The organism is Streptomyces sp. NPDC055239, from assembly GCF_053606205.1.
Map to the genome: position 1 here is coordinate 322933 of NZ_JBSGRD010000001.1, position 24687 is coordinate 347619.

Annotated in this window: 19 protein-coding genes; 11 read left to right on the forward strand and 8 right to left on the reverse strand. The window is 70.3% G+C overall.

Annotated elements, in window-relative coordinates:
* Positions 1 to 37: 37 nt before the first annotated feature.
* From ACWFRJ_RS01360 to ACWFRJ_RS01375, 4 genes are read right to left on the reverse strand one after another with little or no spacing between them, the layout of a single operon-like run.
* The gene (locus ACWFRJ_RS01360; RefSeq protein ID WP_453523806.1) at positions 38 to 1150 is read right to left on the reverse strand and encodes an ATP-binding SpoIIE family protein phosphatase; all 1113 of its coding nucleotides are present in this window, start codon (positions 1148 to 1150) and stop codon (positions 38 to 40) included.
* Complete coding sequence (locus tag ACWFRJ_RS01365) at positions 1138 to 1560, reverse strand: ATP-binding protein (RefSeq protein WP_453523809.1); 423 nt, start codon at positions 1558 to 1560, stop codon at positions 1138 to 1140. The genes ACWFRJ_RS01360 and ACWFRJ_RS01365 overlap by 13 nt, the downstream gene beginning before the upstream one ends.
* Positions 1557 to 1928, reverse strand: coding sequence for an STAS domain-containing protein (locus tag ACWFRJ_RS01370; protein WP_453523812.1), 372 nt, complete (start codon positions 1926 to 1928; stop codon positions 1557 to 1559). Before ACWFRJ_RS01370 ends, ACWFRJ_RS01365 begins: the two co-directional genes overlap by 4 nt.
* The gene (locus ACWFRJ_RS01375) at positions 1925 to 2776 is read right to left on the reverse strand and encodes an STAS domain-containing protein (protein ID WP_453523815.1); all 852 of its coding nucleotides are present in this window, start codon (positions 2774 to 2776) and stop codon (positions 1925 to 1927) included. Before ACWFRJ_RS01375 ends, ACWFRJ_RS01370 begins: the two co-directional genes overlap by 4 nt.
* A gap of 256 nt (positions 2777 to 3032) precedes the next feature.
* On the opposite strand from ACWFRJ_RS01375, the gene ACWFRJ_RS01380 reads away from it, so the two are divergent.
* From ACWFRJ_RS01380 to ACWFRJ_RS01410, 7 genes are all read left to right on the forward strand, one after another.
* Positions 3033 to 4409: an MFS transporter gene (locus tag ACWFRJ_RS01380; RefSeq protein ID WP_453523818.1), complete on the forward strand. Its 1377-nt coding sequence runs from the start codon at positions 3033 to 3035 to the stop codon at positions 4407 to 4409.
* A 100-nt stretch (positions 4410 to 4509) separates the two neighbouring features.
* Entirely contained in the window at positions 4510 to 5370 is an 861-nt protein-coding gene (locus ACWFRJ_RS01385) for a shikimate dehydrogenase (protein WP_453523821.1), read from the forward strand.
* Positions 5371 to 5399: 29 nt separating this feature from the next.
* Positions 5400 to 7205: a bifunctional sugar phosphate isomerase/epimerase/4-hydroxyphenylpyruvate dioxygenase family protein gene (locus ACWFRJ_RS01390; RefSeq protein WP_453523824.1), complete on the forward strand. Its 1806-nt coding sequence runs from the start codon at positions 5400 to 5402 to the stop codon at positions 7203 to 7205.
* A 72-nt stretch (positions 7206 to 7277) separates the two neighbouring features.
* The gene (locus ACWFRJ_RS01395) at positions 7278 to 7937 is read left to right on the forward strand and encodes a TetR/AcrR family transcriptional regulator (RefSeq protein WP_453523827.1); all 660 of its coding nucleotides are present in this window, start codon (positions 7278 to 7280) and stop codon (positions 7935 to 7937) included.
* Between the two features lie 157 nt (positions 7938 to 8094).
* The gene (locus tag ACWFRJ_RS01400) at positions 8095 to 8970 is read left to right on the forward strand and encodes an oxygenase MpaB family protein (RefSeq protein WP_453525032.1); all 876 of its coding nucleotides are present in this window, start codon (positions 8095 to 8097) and stop codon (positions 8968 to 8970) included.
* A complete protein-coding gene (locus tag ACWFRJ_RS01405; protein WP_453523830.1) occupies positions 8952 to 11189 on the forward strand; it encodes a tetratricopeptide repeat protein in 2238 nt (745 codons plus the stop codon). Before ACWFRJ_RS01400 ends, ACWFRJ_RS01405 begins: the two co-directional genes overlap by 19 nt.
* Before the next feature lie 66 nt (positions 11190 to 11255).
* Positions 11256 to 12806 carry a phytoene desaturase family protein gene (locus tag ACWFRJ_RS01410; RefSeq protein ID WP_453523833.1) on the forward strand — a complete coding sequence of 517 codons (1551 nt, stop codon included), beginning with the start codon at positions 11256 to 11258 and terminating at the stop codon, positions 12804 to 12806.
* A 6-nt stretch (positions 12807 to 12812) separates the two neighbouring features.
* Here ACWFRJ_RS01410 and ACWFRJ_RS01415 read toward each other — a convergent pair whose 3' ends face one another.
* Positions 12813 to 14636: a serine hydrolase gene (locus ACWFRJ_RS01415; RefSeq protein WP_453523836.1), complete on the reverse strand. Its 1824-nt coding sequence runs from the start codon at positions 14634 to 14636 to the stop codon at positions 12813 to 12815.
* 174 nt (positions 14637 to 14810) lie between these two features.
* Between ACWFRJ_RS01415 and ACWFRJ_RS01420 the strand changes: the two genes are divergently transcribed.
* Both ACWFRJ_RS01420 and ACWFRJ_RS01425 read left to right on the forward strand, forming a co-directional pair.
* The gene (locus ACWFRJ_RS01420) at positions 14811 to 15914 is read left to right on the forward strand and encodes an NAD(P)H-dependent flavin oxidoreductase (RefSeq protein ID WP_453523839.1); all 1104 of its coding nucleotides are present in this window, start codon (positions 14811 to 14813) and stop codon (positions 15912 to 15914) included.
* A gap of 48 nt (positions 15915 to 15962) precedes the next feature.
* Positions 15963 to 17528 carry an acyl-CoA synthetase gene (locus ACWFRJ_RS01425; protein ID WP_453523842.1) on the forward strand — a complete coding sequence of 522 codons (1566 nt, stop codon included), beginning with the start codon at positions 15963 to 15965 and terminating at the stop codon, positions 17526 to 17528.
* Between the two features lie 109 nt (positions 17529 to 17637).
* Here the strand turns inward: ACWFRJ_RS01425 and ACWFRJ_RS01430 are convergent, their stop codons facing one another.
* Positions 17638 to 20070, reverse strand: coding sequence for a penicillin acylase family protein (locus ACWFRJ_RS01430; protein ID WP_453523845.1), 2433 nt, complete (start codon positions 20068 to 20070; stop codon positions 17638 to 17640).
* Between the two features lie 151 nt (positions 20071 to 20221).
* Here ACWFRJ_RS01430 and ACWFRJ_RS01435 point away from each other — a divergent pair, with 151 nt between their 5' ends.
* Positions 20222 to 21724, forward strand: a complete 1503-nt coding sequence (locus ACWFRJ_RS01435) for an acyl-CoA synthetase (RefSeq protein ID WP_453523848.1) — start codon at positions 20222 to 20224, stop codon at positions 21722 to 21724.
* Between the two features lie 24 nt (positions 21725 to 21748).
* On the opposite strand, the gene paaK is transcribed toward ACWFRJ_RS01435, so the two are convergent.
* Both paaK and ACWFRJ_RS01445 read right to left on the reverse strand, forming a co-directional pair.
* A complete protein-coding gene (paaK, locus tag ACWFRJ_RS01440; protein WP_453523851.1) occupies positions 21749 to 23035 on the reverse strand; it encodes a phenylacetate--CoA ligase PaaK in 1287 nt (428 codons plus the stop codon).
* Positions 23036 to 23231: 196 nt separating this feature from the next.
* Entirely contained in the window at positions 23232 to 23942 is a 711-nt protein-coding gene (locus ACWFRJ_RS01445) for a nitroreductase (RefSeq protein WP_453523854.1), read from the reverse strand.
* Between the two features lie 101 nt (positions 23943 to 24043).
* On the opposite strand from ACWFRJ_RS01445, the gene ACWFRJ_RS01450 reads away from it, so the two are divergent.
* Positions 24044 to 24640, forward strand: a complete 597-nt coding sequence (locus ACWFRJ_RS01450; RefSeq protein WP_453523857.1) for a TetR/AcrR family transcriptional regulator — start codon at positions 24044 to 24046, stop codon at positions 24638 to 24640.
* Positions 24641 to 24687 lie beyond the last annotated feature (47 nt).

The following is a 24687-nucleotide window of genomic DNA, read 5'->3' on the forward strand; positions in this document are numbered from 1 at the left end:
GAGAGTCAGCAGGCACGTCCGTCCCGCCCTTCGCTGTTCACCAGACTCCCTTCACCACCACCACGCTGGCGTCGTCCCGGCGCACACCGGCTTCACGCAGCAGGTGCCCGGCCATGACGAGCGGCGCGTGGTGAAGCAGCCCGGGGAGAACCGTGTGATCCCACCGCTCGGTGAGTCCGTCGGAATGCATGGCCAGGGCGCCGCCTTCGGGCAGCGGTTCCTCGAAGGTCCGCAGGCGGCGCATGTTCGCTCCGACGATGCCGGGCACCGAGAGGAGAGTCCTGCGGGTGTCGTGACCGATGAGGAAGCCGCTGATGTTGCCGACGCCGCAGTACTGCACCCGTCGTGCCGCCGGTTCGATCCTGGCGACCGCGGCCGCGCCGCCCCGGGTTCCCCGAAGAGCGCGGTGGACCGCTCTCATGATCCCTTCCGGATCGGTGGCGGGAGTGTCATGGAACGCCTCTACGGCCGCCGCGCTGGCACGGGCCGCCAGTGGGCCGTGGCCCAGGCCGTCGCACATCATGACGAGAACGGCGGGGTGGCCGGTGCTGGTGCCGGTGCTGGTGCTGGTGCCGGTGTCTGTGGCCGTGGCTGTATCTGTGTCGAGTCGGGCACTCCAGGCGTCCCCACAGGTGATCTCACCACTGATCGGCCGTGTCATACCGGAGACGCACTGCCGCCCGGCCGACCGGGCCGCCGTCGCTCCCTCGCCGTCCGTACGGCGGGACCAGAACTGCGCCGCCATGACCGTCCCCCTGCCGGGCACGGAGTGGACGTCGAAGTGGTCGGCCAGTCTGGCCACGGCTCCGAGTCCGATGCCGAGTGTGCCGACGCTGGAGGATCCGTCGGCCAGCGAGGCGGGCACGTCGACCATGCCGGGTCCCGAGTCGACGGTGACGAACTCGACCGCGGCCTCGTCCCGCGTGTGCAGCGTCCGGAGCAGCAGCGCACCGTCCGTGGCATGTCGCTGGATGTTGGTGGCGGCCTCGGTGACGGCGAGGGCGACTTCCGCGGCACGATGAGTGTCGAGGCCGATTCTTCGGGCCAGCGCGGCCGCCGCTCCGCGCGCCGCGGTCGACAGGGAGGGGCCGTCCCGGAACCAGCTCATGTCCCTGCTGGTCAGGATGGTCCGGGTGTTCAACGGGCCCACTTGATGATGGTGACCGTGGTGCCCGCGCCGACCTCTGTCATGAGTTCGAACTCGTCGACGAGGCGGCGGGCGCCACTGAGTCCAAGGCCAAGACCGGACCCCGAGGTCCAGCCGTCCGTCATCGCCAGACCCACGTCCTCGATGCCGGGTCCACCGTCCTCGAAGATCGCCGCGATTCCCTGGCGGCCGTCCTTTGCGACGACCCCCGTCCTGACGGATCCACCACCCCCGTAGACAAGGGTGTTGCGCGCGAGCTCGCTCGCTGCCGTGATCATTTTCGTCTGGTCCACGAGGGAGAGACGGCACCGCTGCGCCAGGACGCGGATGGTCTGCCTGATGCTCACCACGTCCCTGTTGTGCGTGATGGAGCAGACCTGAGGCGCCTCACCGGGCAGCCAGGGCGCTGTCACGCCTCGCTCACAAATGAGGAGCGCCTGAGCCGCGCCAGTCCCTTCTCGAGGTCGAGAGCCGTACTCACTCCGCCCAGCGAAAGTCCGAGTTCGACGAGCGTGATGGCGACGGCGGGCCGCATACCGACCACAACGGTCTCGGCGTCGAGCATGCGGGAGATGTCCGCGATCGTCGCCAGCATGCGCCCGACGAAGGAGTCGACGATCTCCAGCGCCGTGATGTCGATGATGACGCCCCGGGCGGAGCGGTTCACGATCTGCTCGGCCAGGTCCTCCTGCAACTGAAGGACGGTCTGATCCTCCAGGTCGAACTGGATGGACACCACCAACACCTCGCCGATCCGCAGGATCGGTACCCGCTCGGTCACAGCTGCCCTGCCTTGCGGGCGACCAGCTCGACGCCCGACCTCTTCAGGGCCAGCTTGAGCGCGTCCGCGAGGCTCGCCTTGGTGACGATGCCCTCGAACTCGATGCCGAGCGCCACGATCGTCTGCGCGATCTGCGGGCGGATACCGGAGATGGTGCATTCGGCCCCCATGAGACGGGCCGCGACGATGGTCTTCAACAGATGCTGAGCCACCTGTGTGTCCACCGCCGGTACGCCGGTGATGTCGATGATGGCCTGCTCGGAACCGGTGTCCACCAGCGCCTGGAGCAGCTTCTCCATGACGACCTGGGTCCGCGCCGAGTCCAACGTGCCCACCAGGGGCACGGCGACGACGCCGTCCCACACCCGCACCACGGGCGTGGACAGTTCCATCAGCTGTTCGGCCTGCGCGGAGATGAGCTCCTCACGGGTCCGTGTGTACGTCTCGATCGTGAACAGGCCAAGGCCGTCCAGTACGCGGCTGAGGCGCCCGAAGGCACGGATCTCCTCGGTGGACCCGTCCTGGAGCACCGGCTCGAGGACCTGCTTCAGCGCGAACACGCTCACCGCCGTCTCCGTGGGCGAGAAACCCTGCCGTGCCCTGTTTCTCGACAACTCCGTCAGGAGGGCCCGCACTTCAGACATCTGTTCCCCGTGCACGTCGGCGGCACCCTGGCTCAGTGCCTGCATCAGCGCTTCGTGCAACTCGCTCAGCTCACGGCCCAGTTCGGCGACACTCACTCGGCCTTTCAGCGTGCCCGAGACCTGCTGTACCCATTCCCCAGTCACGTCCCGACCTTTGACCGACAGCAACCCCAGCAGCTCGCCCGCACTGTCCTGCTCAGTCACGTGACTCCTCCCCACATTTGTCCTATTTGACCTCGCGCCGCAGCGTAGGGCATGGGCATATGGCGAGTGAGCCGATCCGGCGAAGCTCACCGGTACGGGTTGCGTGTCGCTGGCCGTCTGTTACGGCGTGATGTATTGACACGGCCCGAGGAGCGGGTGAGCATCACATCCACGTTAATTAACTATCTAGTGCGTTAACTACAGCACGTGCCGGGTGCGCACCGCTCGCCGCCCGTTCCGTCCCCGAGGAGTTCACGTGTCCGCTCACCCGCAGGCCGACCAGGCATCGGCCACGCCACCGCCCCAGGGCAGGCCACGCAAGGCCGCCTTCGCCGCCTGGATCGGCAGCGCGCTCGAGTACTACGACTTCTTCATCTACGGCAGCGCCGCGGCCCTGGTCTTCCCCAAGGTCTTCTTCGACCCGGACGACCCGGCCACCGCCACCCTGATCTCCCTCGCGACCTTCGGCGTCGCGTACGCGGCCCGCCCCCTCGGGGCCCTGGTTCTCGGCCACTTCGGTGACCGGCTCGGCCGTCGCAAGATCATGGTCTGGACGCTGATCCTGATGGGCCTCTCCACCTTCCTCATCGGCTGTCTGCCCACGTACGCGCAGGTCGGCACCGTCGCTCCGGTGCTGCTCGTGCTGATGCGGGTGTTCCAGGGCCTGTCCGCGGCCGGAGAGCAGGCAAGCGCGAACGCGATGACCCTCGAACACGCGCCGGAGGACCGGCGCGGCTACTACACGAGCTTCACCCTCAACGGGACCCAGGCCGGTCAGCTCCTCGCGACCCTGGTGTTCCTGCCGGTAGCCGCACTGCCGGACGACCAGCTGTACAGCTGGGGTTGGCGCATTCCGTTCCTGCTGAGCGCCGTCGTCGCCGTCGCCGGATACGTCATCCGCCGCACCCTGGAGGAGACCCCCGTCTTCCAGCAGGTCTCGGCCGACAGGAACGTGGCCAAGATGCCGCTGGCGGAACTGCTCAGCAACCACTGGGCCGACGTGCTGCGGGTGGTCGCGGCGGCACTGATCGCGACGGTCAGCACGATCTTCTCCGTCTGGGCCCTCTCGTACGCCACGAGCGACGCGGTCGGCCTCGACAAGACGGGCATGCTCTGGGTCGCGGGCAGCGCCAACGCGGTGGCCCTGCTCGCCATCCCGCTCTGGGCCAGGCTCTCGGACCGGATCGGCCGCAAGCCCGTCTTCCTCATCGGGGCACTCGGCAGCGGGGTGATGATCTTCGCCTACCTGTGGGCGATCTCGACCGGCAGCTACCCGCTGGTCTTCGCGACGGGACTGCTCCTCTTCGGAGTCGTCTACAGCGCGGCCAACGGCATCTGGCCCTCGTTCTACGGCGAGATGTTCCCCGCCAGGGTCCGCCTCTCGGGCATGGCCGTCGGCACCCAGATCGGGTTCGCCGTCGCCGGTTTCGCGGTGACCTTCGCGGCACAGATCGCGGGCCCCGACGGTGACAACTGGCTCGGCGTCGCGATGTTCACCGCCGCCTTCTGCGCGATCTGCGCGATCGCCGTGGCCACCGGGCGTGAGACACACCGGGTACCCACGGCCGATCTTGGCGTGCGCACCGGGGACACGAAGACGCCGACGGCGGAGCCCGAAGCCGCCGCCCTCTGAAGCCCTGCGGAGCCCTCCGCACCCGTCGCGCCCGTCGCGCCCACCGCGACATCGTGATCAACCGTGCCAAGCTGCCCTGGCTGACCTACAGGAACTCGTGATGACCTCTTACCTCACCGGCCTGATCGGCTCCGGTATCGGCCCCTCCCTGAGCCCCGCCCTGCACGAACGCGAGGCGGACCGGCACGGAGTGCGCCTCGTCTACCGCACGCTCGACATCGACGTGCTCGGCGTCGCGCCCGAGGCCGTCGGCGAACTGGTGCACGCCGCCCACCGACTCGGCTTCGACGGGCTGAACATCACCCACCCCTGCAAGCAGCTGGTCATCGAGCACCTGGACGAGCTCGCCCCCGAGGCCGCCGAGCTCGGCGCCGTGAACACCGTCGTCTTCAGGGGCGGACGCGCCGTCGGGCACAACACCGATGCCACCGGATTCGCCCAGTCCTTCGCCCGGGGCCTTGCCGACGCACCGACCGGTGACGTCGTACAGCTCGGCGCGGGCGGGGCGGGCGCCGCCGTGGCGCACGCCCTGCTCAACCTCGGTGTCGACCGGGTCACCCTGGTCGACACCGACCCGGCCCGTGCCGCCGCTCTCGCCACCGCGCTCACCGCGCGCTTCGGGCCCGGCCGTGCGGTGTCCGCGCCGAGCGGTGCGACGCCCGAGCTCCTCGCCGTCGCGGACGGCCTGGTCCACGCCACACCGACCGGCATGGTCGCCCACCCGGGCCTGCCCCTGCCGGTCGATCTGCTCAGGCCCGGCCTCTGGGTGGCCGAAGTCGTCTACCGGCCGCTGGAGACCGAGCTGTTGCGCGAGGCCCGCGCCATCGGCTGCCGCACCCTCGACGGCGGCGGCATGGCCGTCTTCCAGGCGGCCGACGCCTTCCGGCTCTTCACCGGACTCGAACCGCACACCGGACCGATGCTCGCCGACTTCGGCGATCTGGCCGCTTCCCCGGCCTGACACAGCTGTCGGCCCGACAGGAGGACACCATGCGTAAATCGATCGCCACTGTCTCGCTCAGCGGTCCGCTGTCCGAGAAGCTCACCGCCATCGCCACCGCCGGATTCGACGGTGTGGAGATCTTCGAGAACGATCTGCTCGGCGGCCCGCTCAGCCCCGAGGAGGTACGGCTGCGCTGCGCGGATCTTGGCCTGGGCATCGACCTCTACCAGCCGTTCCGAGACTTCGAGGCCGTCCCCGCCGATATCCTCGCCCGCAATCTGCGGCGCGCGGAACGCAAGTTCGCCGTGATGGAGCGCCTCGGTGCTGACCTGCTCCTCGTCTGCTCCAGCGTCGCCCCCGACGCGGTCGACGACGACGCGCTCGCCGCCGAGCAGCTACGACTCCTCGCCGACCGAGCGGCGGACCACGGCATCCGTATCGCCTACGAGGCGCTTGCCTGGGGCCGGCATGTCAGCACGTACGACCATGCCTGGCGCATCGTCGAACAGGCGGACCATCCTGCCCTCGGCACCTGCCTCGACAGCTTCCACATCCTCTCCCGTGATTCCGACCCCAAGGGCATCGCGGACATCCCCGGCGAGAAGATCTTCTTCCTGCAACTGGCGGACGCGCCGCTCATGGCCATGGACGTCCTGCAGTGGAGCAGGCACTACCGCTGCTTCCCCGGCCAGGGCGGCTTCGATCTCGCCCCTCTGGTGGCCGCGACGGTACGGGCCGGGTACCAAGGGCCCCTGTCGCTCGAAGTGTTCAACGACGTCTTCCGGCAGGCGGGGGCGGCCTCCACCGCCGTCGACGCGCTCCGCTCGCTGCTCCTGCTGGAGGAGTCGGCCGGTCTGTCCGCGCTCCCCACCGCGGCGGTGCCCTCCGGCTTCGCCTTCGCCGAGTTGACCGCGGCCGACACCGAACCGCTGCGCGGAGTGCTCGGGGCTCTCGGCTTCGCCCACACCGCACGGCACACCTGGAAGCCGGTCGAGCTGTGGCAGCAGGGGGAGGCCCGGATTCTGCTCAACACCGGTGTCAGCAGCCGTCGTCAGGGTCCGGAACTGACTGCCATCGGCGTGGAGACCCCCGACCCGGACCGAGCCGCACGGCGCGCCGAGGCGGTGCTCGCACCCGTGGTGCCGCGCCGCAGGGCGTCGCTCGACGCACCGCTCGACGCGGTTGCCGCACCCGACGGCACGGAGGTCTTCTTCTGCCGCACGGAGCAGCCCGACCACCCCAGCTGGACCGGTGACTTCACCGACGTACCGTCGCGCGCCCCGTCGCGGGAGCGGAAAGAACCGTCCGAGGCCATCCGCCGCATCGACCACATCGCCCTCACCCAGCCCTGGCACCAGTTCGACGAGGCATCGCTGTTCCATCGGGGGGTCCTCGGCCTGGAGGCGGACGACAGCCTCGACCTGGCGGACCCCTACGGACTCGTACGCAGCCGGGCCGTGGCGTCGCCCGACGGCGGTGTGCGCATCGTCCTCAACATCGCTCCGGCGCCGGACGCCGACGCCGCCCGCCTCCAGCACATCGCCCTCGCGACGGACGACATCGTCGGAGTCGCCCGGCGCGTACGGGAAGGCGGCGCGGGCCTGCTGCCGATCCCCGCCAACTACTACGACGACCTCGACGCCCGCCACGAGCTGGATCCGGAGCGCCTGGCCACGCTGGCGGAGCTCGGCATCCTCTACGACCGTGACGAGAACGGCGAGTTCCTGCACTGCTACACCGCCACCGTCGGCCGGGTCTTCTTCGAGTTGGTGCAGCGCACGGACGGCTACCGGGGATACGGGGCCCAGAACGCCGCCGTACGGCTCGCCGCCCAGCACCTTCACCAGCATTAGCCGTCATCTCCAGCCGTCATCTTCACCAGCATTAGACTGACCGGCGCCGGAAAGTCCGCCCTGAGGAGCCGCATGGCCGCCGCCGTCCCCCCGTCGTCCCCGCCCGCCAAGCGAACCCGGGACGCGGCCCGTACCCAGGGGGAGATCCTCGATGTGGCGACCGAGGAGTTCGCCCGCATGGGATACGCGGGGGCCAGGGTGGACGAGATCGCCGCCCGTATGCGGACCACGAAGCGGATGATCTACTACTACTTCGGCAGCAAGGACCAGCTGTTCACCGCGGTCCTCGAGCGGGCGTACACGGTCATCCGGCAGGAGGAGCAGCAGCTCGACGTCGGGCATCTCGACCCGGTGTCCGCCATCCGCCGCCTCGCCGAGGTCACCTTCGACCACCACGAGGCACACCCGGACTTCATCCGCCTCGTCAGCATCGAGAACATCCACGAGGCGAAGCACATCGGTGCCTCGCCGATTCTGGCCTCCCTCAGCTCTCCCGCGATCGACATCATCGCCTCGATCCTCGAAGCCGGGCGCGAGCAGGGCGTGTTCACCGCCGAGGTGGACGCCGTGGACCTGCACGCGATGATCAGCTCGTTCTGCTTCTTCCGGGTCTCCAACCGGCACACGTTCCACGCGCTCTTCGGCCGCGACCTCACCGAGGCACCTCGCCGCGAGCACTACCGGACGATGCTGGGGGACATGGTCATCTCGTACCTGACCACCGTTCGCTGACCGTCGGGGCCGGCGGCTGCGGCGTAGCCTGCGATGAGGAGGTGGTTGTATGCGCGAGACATCCTCATCGGGGCATCCGGCGGCGGGAGACCCGGTTGCGGGAGAGCCGGTGGCCGGGGACCCGGGGCTCTTCGGTCCCTCGTCCGTGACCTGGCAGATGCACGGCGACCCGATGATGTGGGTCGCGGGGATCCGCGCCCTGTATCTCCAGGCCCTGCACCCCCGCGCGGTCCGCGGCGTCATGCAGAACTCCGACTTCCGAAAAGACGCCTGGGGCCGCCTCATGCGTACCGCGAGCTTCGTGGGCACCACCACGTACGGCACGACCGAAGTCGCCGAGCAGGCGGGCGCGCGGGTGCGGAAGATCCACACGATGCTCAAGGCCACCGACCCCGACACGGGGGAGCGGTACGGCGTAGACGAGCCCGAGCTGCTGCTCTGGGTGCACTGCGCCGAGATCGACTCCTATCTCCACGTCGCACGCCGGTCCGGATTCCGCCTGACCGACGAGCTCGCCGACCGGTATGTCGACGAACACCGGGAGAGCGCCCGCCTCGTCGGCCTCGACCCCGCCGACGTACCGGCGTCGGGCGCCGAACTCGCCGCGTACTTCGAGCGGGTGCGGCCCGAACTGGCCGCCGGGCCCGAGGCGCGCGATGTCGACGACTTCCTCCAACGCCCCCCGACCCACCCCCTGTTGGTTCCGGCGCGCGCCCTGCTGTGGCGGCGCGTGGCGAATCTGGCGTACGCCTCGCTGCCGCCCTACGCCCACGAGCTGTACGGCAGGACGGCCCCGCCGCCCGCCACCGTGACCCGGCGCCTTGTCACCACGGGCACCATCCTGCGCACCGTCCCCGCGCGTATACGCTGGCAACTTCCCCCGAAACACATTCTGCGGGCCATGGCCAGGCTCGGCCCCGGCGCGCGGCCTGCCCCGTACAAACTCGACAGACGGGCAGCCATACTGGACAGGCCGGGGAGGGCGAAGCGAGGCAACGGGGGCGACGGCGGGAGATGGCGGACACCAGGCTGATCCAGGGCCGGTACCGGCTGCTGGACCTGATCGGGCGCGGCGGCATGGGCGAGGTGTGGCGTGCGCGCGACGAGTCCCTCGGGCGCAGGGTCGCCGTGAAGTGCCTCAAGCCGATGGGACCGCAGCACGATCAGTCCTTCACGCGCGTCCTGCGCGAGAGGTTCCGGCGCGAGGCGCGCGTGGCGGCGGCGCTGCAGCACCGCGGCGTCACCGTCGTACACGACTTCGGGGAGCACGACGGCGTCCTGTATCTGGTCATGGAACTGCTCGAAGGGCGCAACCTCAGTCAGCTCCTCGAGGACAACAAACAGCATCCGCTGCCCGTTCCGGACGTCGTGGAGATCGCCGACCAGGTCGCCGCCGCGCTCGCATACACCCATGAACAGGGCATCGTGCACCGGGACCTGAAGCCCGCGAACATCATGCGGCTCAACGACGGCACGGTGAAGATCTGCGACTTCGGCATCGCACGGCTCGGCCACGACATCGGCTTCACCTCGCGCCTGACCGGCACGGGCATCGCGATGGGCACACCGCACTACATGTCGCCCGAGCAGATCAGCGGCGCCCAGGTCGACCAGCGCAGTGACCTCTACTCCTTCGGGTGCGTCCTGTACGAGATCGCCACGGGGGCGCCGCCCTTCGATCTGGAGGACGCCTGGGCCGTACTCGTCGGCCACCGCGACACGCAGCCCGAGCCGCCGCGCACGCACCGCGACGAACTCCCCGAGTACTTCGAGAAGATCGTCCTCGACCTGCTCGCCAAGGAACCCGACGAGCGTCCCGACGACGCCCGCGAGCTGGGGCGCCGCATCGTCGCGGGCCGCACCGTCCCCTCGTACGTCCCGACCGTCGTCACCCCGCCCGCGCGCCGCCCGGAGCAGCCGCCCTCGCGCGAGCCGCGCCTCCCCTCGTGGACCCGCGGCATGACGACCGGGCACAAGGCGAACGGCGCGCCCGCGCTGCGCACGACACCGCCCGACGCGGCGGCGGGCCTGACCGGCGAGTGGATCCCGCGCACCGACGCACGCCGGGCCGCGGCGCCGCGCCAGCCCGAACGGCCCACGCCGTCACCAGAGGTGGTCGCCACCCTCGTCAGCAGGCACAACGCGGGCCTGAGCCTGGGGCGCCTGGGCCGTTGGGCCGAGGCGGGCGAGGTGCACCGCGCGGTGGCCGCCGAGCGGGAGCACGCCCTTGGCCCCGATCATCCGGACACGCTCGCAAGCCGTTACGAAGTGGGGTTCACCCTCAGCCGCACCGGACGGGCGGCCGACGCCCTGCGGGAGTACGGGCGCGTCGCGCAGGGCAGGGAACGCACGCTCGGCACCGAGCACCCCGACACGCTCGCCGCCCGCCAGGAAATGGCGTACGTACTGGGGCAGTTGGGGCGGCACTTCGAGGCCCACCAGACGTACACGGCGGTTCTCGCCGTGCGGGAGCGCACCGCGGGCGCCGATCACCCCGACACCCTGCGCTGCCGCCACAACCTGGCGTACAACCTCAGCAGGCTCGGCCGCCTGGAGGACTCCTACCAACTGGCCCGCGAGGTGGCGACGGCCCGCGCGCGCGTCCTGGGCGCCACCCACCCCGACACCCTCGTCACGCGCTACGAAGTCGCCTACGCCCTCGGCCAGTTGGGGCGCTGGCCCGAGGCGCTCCAGACGTATCGCGAGGTCGCCGACGCGCGCGGCCGGGCGCTCGGCGGCGACCACCCCGACACCCTCGCCGCGCGCTACGAGGTGGGGATCAGCCTCGGCCGCCTCGGCCGCAGCGGTGAGGCCCTGGAGCTGTACCGCGACCTGATCGACGACCGCACCCGTGTGAACGGCCCCTCCGACCCCGAGACCCTGCGCGCCCGGCACGGCCTCGGCGTCAACCTCGGCCGCCAGGGCCGCTGGGAGGAAGCCCTCGCCGAGGCCCGTGACGTCTGCGCGATCCGCGAACGCGTCCTGGGCGGCGACCACCCGGACACCCTGGTCAGCCGCCGCGAGGTGGCCGTGGGCCTGGGCTGGCTCGGCCGCTGGGCCGACGCCCTCACCGAGTACCGCCGCGTCGCCGCAGCCCGCGAACAGGTACTCGGCGCCGATCACCCCGACGCCCTGGCCAGCCGCAACGACGAGGCGCACTGCCTGGAGCAGCTGGGCCGCGGCACCGAGGCGGTCGAGCTCTACCGGCGGGTTGCGGCGCTGCGCCAGCAGCGGGCGTCCGGCGGGCGCTGACGGCGCCGAAGGGGCCGGGGGTCCGACAATCGCACCACGCGGCGGGGGCTCGTGTTAGTAAGGGCTATGACTCCTCGCGATCGATACGACGCCGTCATCGTCGGCGGTGGTCACAACGGACTCGTCGCCGCCGCCTATCTCGCCCGCGCCGGACGCTCCGTCCTGCTCCTGGAGCGTCTCTCGGGCACCGGTGGCGCCGCCGTCTCCAGCCGCCCCTTCGCCGGTGTCGACGCCCGGCTCTCGCGCTACTCGTACCTGGTCAGCCTCCTGCCGCGGAAGATCGTCAGGGACCTCGACCTGGACTTCAGAGTGCGCACCCGCACGGTCTCCTCCTACACCCCGACCGAGCGCGACGGGCGTCCGGCCGGACTGCTCGTGGGCGGCGGCGAAGCGCGCACCAGGGACGCGTTCGAACGGCTCACCGGCGGCCCGCGGGAGTACGAGGCCTGGCGGGAGTTCTACGCCATGACGGGTGAGGTCGCGGGGCGGGTGTTCCCCACGCTCACCGAACCCCTGCCCACGCGCGACGCACTGCGCGAGCGGGTCGGTGACGAGACCGCCTGGCGGACGCTGTTCGAAGAGCCCATCGGCGCCGCCATCGAGGAGCGGTTTCAGGACGACCTGGTGCGCGGAGTGGTGCTCACCGACGCCCTCATCGGCACGTTCGCCGACGCCCACGACTTGTCCCTGCGCCAGAACCGCTGCTTCCTCTACCACGTCATCGGCGGCGGCACCGGCGACTGGAACGTGCCCGTCGGCGGCATGGGCGCGCTCACCGGCGCCCTCGCCCAGGCTGCCCGCGCGGCGGGCGCCGAACTCGCCACCGACCACGAGGTCATCCACATCGAGTCGGACGGACAGAGCGCCGAGGTCACGTACCGCACGCCCGAGCGCGAAGCCACCGTCGCCGCACGGCACGTCCTGGTCAACGCCTCGCCGCAGGAGCTCGCCGCCCTCGTCGGCGACACGCCCCCCGACCCTGCCGAGGGCGCCCAGCTCAAGGTCAACATGCTGCTCGAACGCCTGCCGAGACTGCGCGACACCTCGGTGGACCCGCACGAGGCCTTCGCCGGGACCTTCCACATCGGCGAGGGATACGGGGAGCTGGCAACCGCGTACGTCCAGGCCGCGGCCGGAGAGCTGCCCTCCGCACCACCGTCCGAGATCTACTGCCACTCCCTCACGGACCCCAGCATCCTCGCCCCCGACCTCGTCGAGCGCGGCTTCCAGACCCTCACGCTCTTCGGACTGCACACGCCCGCGCGTCTCTTCGCCCACGACAACGACGCCGTACGGGCCGAACTGCTCAAGTCGACCCTGGCGCAGCTGGACGCCCACCTGGCCGAGCCCCTCGCCGACTGCCTGGCCACCGACGCGGACGGCAGCCCCTGCATCGAGGCCAAGACCCCGCTCGACCTGGAACGCGACCTGCGTCTGCCCGGCGGCAACATCTTCCACCGCGACCTCGCCTTCCCCTACGCCCAGGACGACACCGGGCGCTGGGGCGTGGAGACGCGGCACGCGAACGTTCTGCTGTGCGGGGCGGGCGCCGTGCGCGGCGGCGGGGTCAGCGGCATCCCCGGGCACAACGCGGCGATGGCCGCGCTGGGGGAGTAGCGGGCCTCAGTCGGCCGAGGGAGCCCACCCCACCGCCTCGATGCGCGCCGCGTCGGCGGGCCGCGCCTCGTCGAAGACCGTACGGCGGCCGTCCTCGACCCGCAGCCCGTCGGCGTACGCGCCACGCCCCACGTAGAGCTGATCCGTCGCGTACCGCCAGCGAAGGCGCACCCGCTCGCCCCGCAGCTGCGAGAGGTCCGCGGTGAGCCGGTGCCAGACGCGCCCCGACCAGCCGGAAGCGGTGCCGTCGGGGTGCGGGCGAGGATCCGAGCCCCTGTGCCGCGTCGTGAAAGGCACCGGCTGCCACGTCGCGCCGTCGTCGCGCGAGGCCTCCAGGGACAGCTGGTCGGAGCCAGGCTCTGTGTCCCACCACAGCTCGCACCGCAGCGTCGCCCGGTCCGTGGTGAGGGTGAGCGGCGGCAGGGTGAGGGTGGCGGATGCCGCGTTCGCCATGCCGGAGAACCACGCGGTGCGCCCGTGCGTGGGACGTACCGGAACGGCGCGTGCCATACGGTTCGCCGTCGCCACCCGGGGCGCCGAGCCGGAGCGCCAACTGCGCACCGGGTGGACGGAGTTGCCGAGGACGACGAGGAAGGAGTCGGTCGTCGGGTCCAGGACGAGGGACGTGCCGGTGAATCCCGTGTGGCCCGCGGTGCGCGGCGTCGCCATCGCGCCCATGTACCAGTGCTGGTAGAGCTCGAAGCCCAGGCCGTGCTCGTCGCCGGGGAAGGCGGTGTTGAAGTCGGTGAACATCAGCTTCACGGACTTCTCGGAGAGGATGCGGGCGTGGCCGTAGACCCCGCCGTTGAGCAGCGTGCGCCCGAGGATCGCGAGGTCCCAGGCGCAGGAGAAGACGCCCGCGTGCCCCGCGATCCCGCCGAGGCCGAAGGCGTTCTCGTCGTGCACCTCGCCCCACACCATGCCGCGGTCAAGGCCCGACCAGGGCAGCCGGGCGTCCTCGGTGGCGGCGATCTTCGGCTGCCAGGCGGCGGGCGGGTTGTAGCGGGTGCGGTGCATTCCGAGCGGAGCGGTGATCTCGTCGTGGAGCAGTGCGTCCAGACGGCGGCCCGTGATTTCTTCGAGGACCAGCTGGAGGGAGATCAGGTTCAGGTCGGAGTACAGATACTTGGTGCCCGGCGGGTTGAGGAGCGCCTCCTGCCAGATGAGGCGCAGTTGGCCCTCGCGCGTGGGCTCCTTGTACAGGGGGATCCAGGCGCGGAATCCCGAGGTGTGGGTGAGGAGCTGGCGGACGGTGACGTCCTGTTTGCCGGCGCCCCCGAAGTCGGGGAGGTACGTGGCGACCTTCGCCTCGAGCTCCAGCTTGCCGCGCTCGATCTGCTGCACCGCGAGCAGTGAGGTGAACAGCTTGGAGACCGAGGCGAGATCGAAGACGGTGTCCTTGGCCATCGCGATCTGCCGGTCGGCCGGCAGCTCGGTTCCGGTGTCGGTCTTCTCGTCGTACGCCGCATAGCGCACCGCCTTGCCGATGGGCTGGTGCAGCGCGACCGTGCCGCCGCGGCCCGCGAGCAGGACGGCGCCCGCGTACCAGGGGTGCTTGGGCGAGGGGTCGAGGAACTTCTCGGCGTCGGCGACCAGTTGCCGCAGATGCCCGGCGAGCAGCCCGGCACGCTCGGGGGTGCCGGGACGCAGCGTCGGACGCCCGGCGCCGGTCGCGGAGCCCGTCGCGGCAGAGCCCGCCGCCGCTGCGGCAGGACCCGCCGGGAACGGGACAAGGGCCAGCGCGCCGCCCAATGCCACTACCCGCGCGCCCAGTTGGCGTCGGCTGAGACCGCCGCCCGCTCTGTCCGCCGCCCCGCTGTCCTCGGCCATGACCGTTCCCCTCCTGAAACTCTCCCGCACTGAAATTATCTTTCGGGATCACAAGAAACTGCTGAAACTTTCATGTCAGCGCAGAGTCCTGTCAACCACGGGCGCCCGGCAAAGATCTGACACTGCATCAGAAAATCTCTTCCGTCGTCCGGACGGCTGCGGCATCCTGCGGCCATGCAGACAGACCTGAGCAGGAAACTGGGGATCGAGCACGCCATCTTCGGCTTCACGCCCTTCCCGGCGGTGGCGGCCGCCATCAGCAGGGCGGGCGGATTCGGTGTGCTCGGCGCGGTCCGCTACACGGCGCCCGAAGAGCTGGCCCGGGATCTCGACTGGATGCAGGAGCACGTCGATGACCGGCCCTACGGACTCGATGTCGTGATGCCCGCGAAGAAGGTCGAGGGGGTGAGCGAGTCCGATGTCGAGGCGATGATCCCCGAAGGCCACCGGCAGTTCGTCAAGGACACCCTCGGTAAGTACGGCGTACCCGAACTGGCCGAAGGCGAAGCTTCCGGCTGGCGCATCACCGGATGGATGGAGCAGGTCGCCCGCAACCAGCTCGACGTCGCCTTCGGATATCCGATCAAGCTGCTCGCCAACGCGCTCGGTTCACCGCCCGCCGACGTCATCCAGCGCGCCCACGACCACGACGTACTGGTCGCCGCGCTCGCGGGCAGCGCCCGGCATGCGCAGAAGCACGCGGACGCGGGCATCGACATCGTCGTCGCGCAGGGCTACGAGGCGGGCGGCCACACCGGCGAGATCGCCTCCATGGTCCTGACACCGGAAGCCGTCGAGGCCGTGGCGCCGCTGCCGGTGCTCGCGGCGGGCGGCATCGGGAGCGGCGACCAGATCGCGGCGGCGTTCGCGCTCGGCGCGCAGGGCGTGTGGCTCGGCTCTCTCTGGCTCACCACGACAGAGGCCGACATGCACTCGCGGGCGCTCACCGAGAAGCTCCTGGCGGCGGGCTCGGGCGACACGGTCCGCTCGCGCGCCCTCACGGGCAAACCCGCACGCCAGCTGCGCACCGAATGGACCGACGCCTGGGACGACCCGGACGGACCCGGCACGCTGCCCATGCCGCTGCAAGGGCTTCTGGTCGCCGAGGCGGTCTCGCGCATCCAGAAGTACGAGGTCCAGGCGCTGCTCGGCACGCCGGTCGGGCAGATCGTCGGCCGGATGAACAGCGAACGCAGCGTCCAGGTGGTCTTCGACGAGCTGACCCGCGGTTTCGAGCGCGCCATCGACCGTGTGAACCGCATAGCCGGACGCGACTGACGAGACGACGCCGGTCGCGACTGACGAGACGACGGAGGAGAGGTCCTTATGAGCAGTACGCCGGGCAGTACGCCCCCCAACGGTTTCTGGGCGCAGGCCGAAGCGGACCCGGACCGCACGGTACTGATCGCACCTGACGGCGAGGAGTGGACCGCGCGGCGCCTGCACGCGGCGACCAACCAGCTCGTCCACGGGCTGCGCGCCGCGGGCCTCGAACGCGGTGACGCCTTCGCCGTCGTGCTGCCCAACGGCGTCGAGCTCCTCACCGCGTATCTGGCGGCCTCGCAGGCCGGTCTCTATCTCGTCCCGGTCAACCACCACCTGGTCGGACCCGAGATCGCCTGGATCGTCGCCGACTCCGGGGCCAAGGTGCTCATCGCGCACGAGCGGTTCGCGCAGGCGGCGACCCACGCCGCCGACGAGGCGAAGCTCCCGGCCACCCACCGTTACTCGGTGGGTGAGGTTTCCGGCTTCCGCCCGTACGCCGAACTCCTCGCCGGACAACCGGAGTCCGCGCCCGGCCAACGCACCCTCGGCTGGGTCATGAACTACACCTCGGGCACCACGGGACGCCCGCGCGGCATCCGGCGCCCGCTGTCGGGGAAGCTCCCCGAGGAGTCCTACCTAGGCGGCTTCCTCGGCATCTTCGGCGTCAAGCCCTTCGACGGCAACGTGCACCTCGTCTGCTCGCCGCTCTACCACACCGCGGTCCTCCAGTTCGCGGGCGCCGCCCTGCACATCGGCCACCCCCTGGTCCTGATGGACAAGTGGACGCCCGAGGAGATGCTCCGCCTCATCGACACGTACAAGTGCACGCACACCCACATGGTGCCCACCCAGTTCCACCGCCTCCTCGCGCTGTCGGACGCGACGAAGGCGGCGTACGACGTGTCGTCGATGCGCCACGCCATCCACGGCGCCGCGCCCTGCCCCGACCACGTCAAACGGGCGATGATCGAGTGGTGGGGCGAGTGCGTCGAGGAGTACTACGCGGCCAGCGAGGGCGGCGGCTCCTTCGCCACCGCGCAGGACTGGCTGAAGCGGCCCGGCACCGTCGGCAAGGCGTGGCCCATCAGCGAACTCGCCGTCTTCGACGACGACGGCAATCGGCTGGCTCCGGGTGAACTCGGCACCGTCTACATGAAGATGAGCACCGGCGGGTTCTCGTACCACAAGGACGAGTCCAAGACGAAGAAGAACCGCATCGGCGACTTCTTCACGGTCGGCGACCTCGGCTACCTCGACGAGGACGGCTACCTCTACCTCCGCGACCGCAAGATCGACATGATCATCTCGGGCGGTGTCAACATCTACCCCGCGGAGATCGAGTCCGCGCTGCTCACCCACCCCGCCGTCGCGGACGCCGCCGCGTTCGGCATCCCGCACGACGAGTGGGGCGAGCAGGTCAAGGCGGTCGTGGAGGTGGCGGACGGCCACACGGCGGGCGACGCGCTCGCCGCCGACATCCTCGACCACTGCGAGCGCCAACTCGCGGGCTACAAGCGCCCCAAGAGCGTCGACTTCATCGAGACCATGCCACGCGACCCGAACGGAAAGCTCTACAAGCGACGGCTGCGGGAGCCTTACTGGGAGGGACGGGAGCGGACGCTGTAAAGCGCCCTCAGGGGCGCGGGGAACTGCGCGACAAGCCCCCACCGGCCCGCAGGAACAACACGAAGCAGGGCCACCCGCGTCGAGCTCGACGCGGGTGGCCCTGTGTCAGTCAACGCGGCACGGCAGCCCCCCGCACCTTGACCACCTTCAGCCCAGGATCACGCAGAATATCCGCCTCGCAGAACCGAGAAGTGACCCAGCGTTCATCGGAGTACAACCGCGTCTGATCGCGATAGTGCGGCGAGTTCGGATTCGACGACTGCGAGTAGGTGAGAAGCGTGCGCGCCTGCGGGCAGCGCCCCTTGTCCCAGCCGACCGCCTGGATGTGGCTCGACCCGTGCGCGACCTCGGTGTAGCCGCCGCCCTTCGCGTCCCAGACCGGCTCGACCTTGTTCCACACGCCGATCGACTCCGTGCCGCCGGAGACCGGCAGCCGCTCCGAGCCGCGTACGACGAACTGGTTCCTGCCCAGCGGCGCGTCGAGCGCGATGCCCGCCCCGCTCAGCTCGGTCACCGCGTCGGCGAGCGCGGTCGCGAAGCCCGGCGCGGCCGTGTTGAGGGTGTTCGGGGTACGCACCGGGTCCGTGGCGGAGAACGGCACCTTCCACAGCTGGGCGTTCGGCACGGCGACGACGAGCTTGCGCCAGAACCGGTCGAAGAGCAGCGCCCCCCTGCTGTCCGTGTTCATGCTGCGATCCCAGGCCTTGAGGACGGCACAGGCCTTGCGTACGTCGACGGACCGCCCGTCGCTGCCGGTCGCGGCGCCGCCGGGCAGCGCGGCACACGCGCGTGCCGCGTCGGCGGCGGCCAGGTCGCCCGCGGGCGCCCTGTTCGCGAACTGCTGCTTCTGGAGGTCCTTGACCGTCAGGCCGCCCTTCTTCGCCATCTTGGCGACATCCTCGACGGCGCCGCGCGTCCGCATGGAGCGCTGCGTGCCGATCGTGCCGAAGACCCGCTCGTAGCCCGTGATCGGCTGCTCGGCGTTGGTGAGCCAGGCGCTGTCGTTGGAGTTCTCCGCGTACGGGGCGTCTCTGAGGGTGGGCATCTTCGACGGGCCGAAGACGCCGGGCTGGACAGCGTCCTTGTCCGAGCCGAGCGCGCAGTCGCTCCGCGAGCCGTCGAGCACGGCCACGCCCGACGCCGGGTACGTCACCTTGCCCAGACCGGTGGAGCAGCGCTCGGCCAGGTCGTCGGTGATGCGGGGAAGGACCTGGGACTGGCTGAGGAGCGAGTGGCCCTTGCGGTCGGCGGCCACGGTGTTGACCCAGGGGAGGCCCTGGGTGTCGCGCAGGGCCTTCAGGATGCCGTCGGTGGAGCGGGCCTTGCCGAAGCCGAGGTCGGTGTCGCTGCCGCGCATGTTCGTGGCGTTGGGGTCGTTCAGGGCGTACGCGGTCTTCGCCGACCAGGGCAGCGGGAGCTGGGCGCCGAGGTCGGTGGTGACCGGACCGTACCGCGTCCACCACTGCGTGCGGGTCACCGGAGCGCCGTTCTTGACCGGCACCTCGACCGTCCGCTTCGTCATCTTCTCCGGCTTGCCGTCCACCAGGTAGGTGGTGGGGTCGGCCGGATCCAGTGTGAGCTGATGCAGGTTGAGGGTCACGCCGGACGCCACCGTGTGACTCCACGCCACATCGCCGTTGAAGCCGATGTTGACGACGCTCGTACCGACCAGGGAACCGCCCGAGACGTTCAGCTCACCGGGGATGGTCTGCTGCGACTGCCAGAAGCGGCGGCCACCCTGCCAGGGGTAGTGCGGATTGCCGAGCAGCAGGCCCTTGCCGTTCGCGGTGGTCCTCCCGCTGAACGCGACGGCGTTGGAACCCATGACGGCCTCGTCGGCCGAGAAGAGCTTGCGCGCCTCCTTCGCGGTGCGCTCGGGGTCAGGTGCGCGGTCCGGGGCGGTCGCGCTCGGCGGCCGCGCCGCGGTGATGCCGTCTATGCCGCGCCCCTGACCGCCCAGAACCTGGACGGCGAAGCCCTGCCGGGCCACGTCCAGAGCGGTGATCGGGCGCAGCCACTTGGCGCCCTCGCAGGCCGGGTCGGTGACGCGGTTCTGCTTCAGCCAGGCGTTGTAGCCGGCCGCGAAGCCGCGCATCAGCTTCTTCGACGTGGCGCTCGGCCCTGCGGGGGCGGGCTGCTCGAGAAGCTTCTCCACCGTGTGCGTGTCGCGGACGCCGCCGAAGTAGAGGTCGCTGGAGAGGTTCGTGGTCGCCGATGACAGCGAGCCGTCGGGCTTGCCGTCGGCGCCGAAGTAGCGTGAGCGCTCGCCGCGCACGGTGGCGTAGCCCTCGGCGAGGGTGCACACCTGGTCGGTGGCCTGCGCCCAGCCGGTGCCGAAGCCGAGGTTCTCGTAGTCCTTGGCGAGGATGTGCGGAATGCCGTACTGGGTGTAGCGGACGGTGGCGGACAGGCCGCCGCCCGACGGGCGGGCGTCGCCGCGCGCTTGTGCCGCGCCCGCCGTGGCGGCGGACGACGGCAGAAACGCCGCGGCGGTCAACAGACTGATTCCCAGGGCCGTCAGGCGTCTGATACGGGTACGCATGGTGCCTCCCAACTGGTGTGATCGAAGGGGCGGTTGAGCGTACCAACCGGTATGTCACTTGATCGAGTACCGGAACGGGCCCAGTTCGTGTCCGGTTCGTGCCCCGTCCGGAGCCTTGACCGGCGTGACGCGTGCGGCTCAGGATCACGCCATGACAGGTGTACGCAGCAATACGGTCGACGGGGTCCTTCGGCGGAGCGCGCGGCGCGTGCCGGGGCGAGTGGCTCTGCGCTACGGCGAGCGGGCTTGGACTTACGCGGAACTGGACTCGGCCGTTTCGCGCGGGGCCCAGGTGCTGCGCGAGGCGGGTCTCGGCCACGGCGACCGTGTCGGCGCCTACGCCCACAACTCGGACGCCTATCTCATCGGCTTCCTGGCCTGCTCGCGGGCGGGCCTGGTCCATGTGCCGGTCAACCAGAACCTCGTCGGCGACGACCTGGCGTACATCGTGGGCCAGTCGGGCAGCTCCCTGGTACTCGCCGATCCGGATCTCGCCCCGCGCCTCCCCGGCGACGTACGCGTTCTCGCCCTGCGCGACGCGGACGACTCACTGCTCGCGCGGCTCTCGGCCGCACCGGCGTACGACGACGGTGCGGAGCCGGGTGCGGACGACCTGGCCCAGCTGCTCTACACCTCCGGCACCACCGCCCTCCCCAAGGGCGCGATGATGACGCACCGCGCCCTCGTGCACGAGTACGTCAGTGCCATCACCGCCCTCGACCTCAAGGAGACGGACAAGCCCGTCCACGCGCTGCCGCTCTACCACTCGGCGCAGATGCACGTCTTCCTGCTGCCGTACTTGGCTGTGGGCGCCGAGAACACGATCATCGACGCACCCGACGCCGAACGCATCTTCGACCTTGTCGAGGCGGGCCGCGCCGACAGCCTCTTCGCGCCGCCGACCGTATGGATCGGCCTCTCGAACCACCCCGGCTTCGCGACCCGTGACCTCGGCGCCCTGCGCAAGGCCTACTACGGCGCGTCGATCATGCCCGTGCCCGTCCTGGAGCGGCTGCGCGCACGGCTGCCGTCGCTCGGCTTCTACAACTGCTTCGGGCAGAGCGAGATCGGCCCCCTCGCCACGGTCCTCGGGCCCGACGAGCACGAGGGGCGGATGGACTCCTGCGGACGCCCCGTCCTGTTCGTCGAGGCGCGGATCGTCGACGAGCGCGGCCTCGAGGTGCCCGACGGCACGCAGGGCGAGGTCGTCTACCGGTCACCGCAGTTGTGCGAGGGCTACTGGGACAAGCCCGAGGAGACCGAGGAGGCGTTCCGTGGCGGCTGGTTCCACTCCGGGGACCTCGCCGTGCGGGACGAGGACGGCTACTTCACGGTCGTCGACCGGGTGAAGGACGTCATCAACTCCGGCGGTGTCCTCGTCGCGTCGCGCCAGGTCGAGGACGCGCTCTACACCCACGAGCGGGTCGCGGAGACGGCAGTGATCGGCCTGCCGGACGAGCGCTGGATCGAGGCGGTCACCGCCGTCGTCGTACGCAGCGGAGACGTCACCGAAGCCGAACTCATCGACCACGCGCGCGAGAAGCTCGCCCACTTCAAGGCGCCCAAACGGGTCCTCTTCGTGGACGAGCTGCCGCGCAACGCGAGCGGGAAGATCCTCAAGCGCGAGCTGCGGGACCGGTTCAGCGCGTCGTAGCTCCAAGTTCCCGCGTCGTAGGAGTTACTTCTCGCGCAGGTCCACGATCCGCTTGAACTTGCCCACCGACCGCTCGATCGTCTCCGGATCGACGATCTCGACCGCCACCGAGACGCCGATGCCGTCCTTCACCGCCGACGCGATCTCCCGGGCCGCCGCAGCGCGCCGCTCGGGAGTCGTGTCCGCGCGGGACTCGGCCCGGACCGTCAGCGCGTCCATGCGGCCCTCGCGGGTCAGGCGCAGCTGGAAGTACGGCGCGACTCCCGGGGTCCGCAGGACGATCTCCTCCACTTGCGTGGGAAAGAGGTTCACGCCGCGCAGGATCACCATGTCGTCCGAGCGGCCCGTGATCTTCTCCATCCGGCGGAAGGTCCGTGCGGTGCCGGGCAGGAGGCGGGTCAGGTCGCGGGTGCGGTAGCGGATGACGGGCATGGCCTCCTTGGTGAGGGAGGTGAAGACCAGCTCGCCGCGCTCGCCGTCCGGGAGCACCTCGCCGGTGATCGGGTCCACCACCTCCGGATAGAAGTGGTCCTCCCAGATGTGCAGGCCGTCCTTGGTCTCCACGCACTCCTGGGCGACTCCGGGGCCGATGACCTCGGAGAGCCCGTAGATGTCGACGGCGTCGATCGCGAACCGCTCCTCGATCTCGCGGCGCATCTCCTCCGTCCACGGCTCGGCGCCGAAGATGCCGACCTTGAGGGACGTGGTGCGCGGGTCGACTCCCTGGCGCTCGAACTCCTCCAGGAGCGTCAGCATGTACGAGGGGGTCACCATGATGATCTCGGGGCGGAAGTCCTGGATCAGCTGGACCTGGCGCGCCGTCATGCCGCCGGATGCGGGAATCACCGTGCAGCCAAGACGCTCGGCCCCGTAGTGCGCGCCGAGGCCGCCGGTGAACAGGCCGTAGCCGTACGCCACATGGACCTTGTGCCCGGGGCGTCCCCCTGCCGCGCGGATCGAGCGGGCCACGACGTCCGCCCACATCGACAGGTCCTGCTCGGTGTAACCGACGACCGTGGGCCGGCCCGTCGTGCCGCTGGACGCGTGCAGGCGCCGTACCTCCGACTGCTCGACAGCGAACATCCCGAAGGGGTAGTTGTCCCGCAGATCGGTCTTGGCCGTGAACGGGAAGCGAGCCAGGTCGCCGAGCGTCCGGCAGTCCTCGGGGCGCAGGCCCGCTTTGTCGAACGCCGCCCGGTAGAAGGGCACGTTCTCGTAAGCGTGCAGCAGGGTGTCTTGCAGGCGCTCCAACTGCAGCGCTTCCAGCTCCTCGCGCCCGAGGCGCTCCGCGGGGTCCAGCATCGCCGTCATATGGAGTTTCTCCCGTCCCAAACGGGCGACCGATCATTCGGTCGTGGATCTTCTGTCGAGCTCAGTAATCCAGCCCTGGGAGCGGCCGTCAAGAGATCGCGCACGGCCGCTTGAGCTGGGGCGCTACGGTCGAACGACATTGTCCTGTGCCGTGCGGGCCGCGTGGCGACCCGGCCGTGATTCCGCTTCGTGCTCGTCACCGGTCGTGGAAGGTCGTGGTCGCCTCCAGCGCGGCGCGTTCGGTCGTCACGCGGTTCACCGGCGCGGTCTCATCGGCATAGCCGAAGGAGATGCCCACGAGCAGCTTGCCTCCGGTGACGCCGAGCTCGCCTCGCACCGTGTCGGCGTAGAAGCTCAGGAGTCCCTGCGGGCAAGTGTCCACGCCGTACGCGGTCATCGCCAGGAGCAGGGTCTGCATGTAGGCGCCGACGTCGGCGGCAAGGCGTGTCGCGCCGTCTCCGTCGACGAACAGGAACGCCGCGTGCGGCGCGCCGTAGAAGCGCAGGCTCTCCGCGTCGTAGGCCGCACGTGCGGCGTGGTCTTCAGGGCCTATGTCCAGCGCTCCGTACAGCTCGGCTCCGAATGTGGCACGGCGCGCCTTGTGCACCTGCGCGTACATGTCCTCGGAGTACGGAAGGTCCGCCGAGACGCGCTTCTCGGCGTGGGCCGCCTCCAGGGCGTTCGCCAGGCGCTCGCGCGCCGCGCCGCTCACCACCTCCACCTGCCACGGCTGGGCGTTGGAGTTGGACGGCGCGGTGCCGGCCAGCGAGAAGATCGCCCGCATCGTGTCCGCGGGCACGGCGTCCGGACGGAACGCGCGTGTCGCGTGACGGCCGCGTATCAGCTTCTCCGCGCAGCCGCTCAGCTCGGTGGGGGTGGTGAGGGTGGTGGGGGTCGGCCTGCTCATGGAGTGCTCCTCGGTGACGGCTTAAGTAAACGGGATCGTTTACATGAGATGACCTTAGCCCGTCGATCCCGCCGAAGTAAACGCGCACGTATACTTGCCTCATGGACACGACGGCTACCGCACCTCGAAAGCGGGGAGGACGTGGGGGACGGGAGCGCATCCTGGTCGCCGCCGCCCAGCTGTTCGCGGTCCAGGGGATCAACGCGACCGGTATGGAACAGATCGCCGAGCAGGCCCCTGTCTCCAAGCGCACGCTCTACGCGCACTTTCGGACCAAGAGCGACCTGGTCGTCGCCCACCTCCAGGAACTCGCGTCGTCGGGCGCCACTCTGGAGAGCGTGCTGACCTGCGAGGACATTTCGCCGCGGGAACGGATCCTCGGACTGTTCGACCAGCCTGCGGCGGACATGGCTCCGGTGCGCGGATGCCCGTTCATCGATGCCGCCGCGGAGTTCCCCGACCCCGAGAGCGCGGTCCACTCGTACGCACGCGAACAGAAGCTGCGGATGGTTCAGCTGGTCACCGCATCGGTGAAGGAGCTTGGCTGCCGGGAACCCGCCGCACTCGCCGAACAACTGGTCACCCTCGCGGACGGGGCGGCCAGCCGCGCGATGGTGCTGAACGAAGCGGACTACGGCCGGTACGCGCGAGCTGCGGCAGAGGTCCTGCTCGACCGTGCTCTCCCGGCCGCGAGCTGAGGAACAGGGCCTCTCCGGCGGGTGATCGTACGATGGGCGGCGGTCGC

Coding starts and splice junctions, on each gene's coding strand:
- ACWFRJ_RS01425 (WP_453523842.1), top strand. CDS start 15,963: ATGAGCAGTACGCCGGGCAGTACGCCCCCCAACGGTTTCTGGGCGCAG.
- ACWFRJ_RS01385 (WP_453523821.1), top strand. CDS start 4,510: ATGACCTCTTACCTCACCGGCCTGATCGGCTCCGGTATCGGCCCCTCC.
- ACWFRJ_RS01450 (WP_453523857.1), top strand. CDS start 24,044: ATGGACACGACGGCTACCGCACCTCGAAAGCGGGGAGGACGTGGGGGA.
- ACWFRJ_RS01390 (WP_453523824.1), top strand. CDS start 5,400: ATGCGTAAATCGATCGCCACTGTCTCGCTCAGCGGTCCGCTGTCCGAG.
- ACWFRJ_RS01430 (WP_453523845.1), bottom strand. CDS start 20,070: ATGCGTACCCGTATCAGACGCCTGACGGCCCTGGGAATCAGTCTGTTG.
- ACWFRJ_RS01395 (WP_453523827.1), top strand. CDS start 7,278: ATGGCCGCCGCCGTCCCCCCGTCGTCCCCGCCCGCCAAGCGAACCCGG.
- ACWFRJ_RS01400 (WP_453525032.1), top strand. CDS start 8,095: ATGCACGGCGACCCGATGATGTGGGTCGCGGGGATCCGCGCCCTGTAT.
- ACWFRJ_RS01435 (WP_453523848.1), top strand. CDS start 20,222: ATGACAGGTGTACGCAGCAATACGGTCGACGGGGTCCTTCGGCGGAGC.
- ACWFRJ_RS01410 (WP_453523833.1), top strand. CDS start 11,256: ATGACTCCTCGCGATCGATACGACGCCGTCATCGTCGGCGGTGGTCAC.
- ACWFRJ_RS01445 (WP_453523854.1), bottom strand. CDS start 23,942: ATGAGCAGGCCGACCCCCACCACCCTCACCACCCCCACCGAGCTGAGC.
- ACWFRJ_RS01415 (WP_453523836.1), bottom strand. CDS start 14,636: ATGGCCGAGGACAGCGGGGCGGCGGACAGAGCGGGCGGCGGTCTCAGC.
- paaK (WP_453523851.1), bottom strand. CDS start 23,035: ATGACGGCGATGCTGGACCCCGCGGAGCGCCTCGGGCGCGAGGAGCTG.
- ACWFRJ_RS01420 (WP_453523839.1), top strand. CDS start 14,811: ATGCAGACAGACCTGAGCAGGAAACTGGGGATCGAGCACGCCATCTTC.
- ACWFRJ_RS01405 (WP_453523830.1), top strand. CDS start 8,952: ATGGCGGACACCAGGCTGATCCAGGGCCGGTACCGGCTGCTGGACCTG.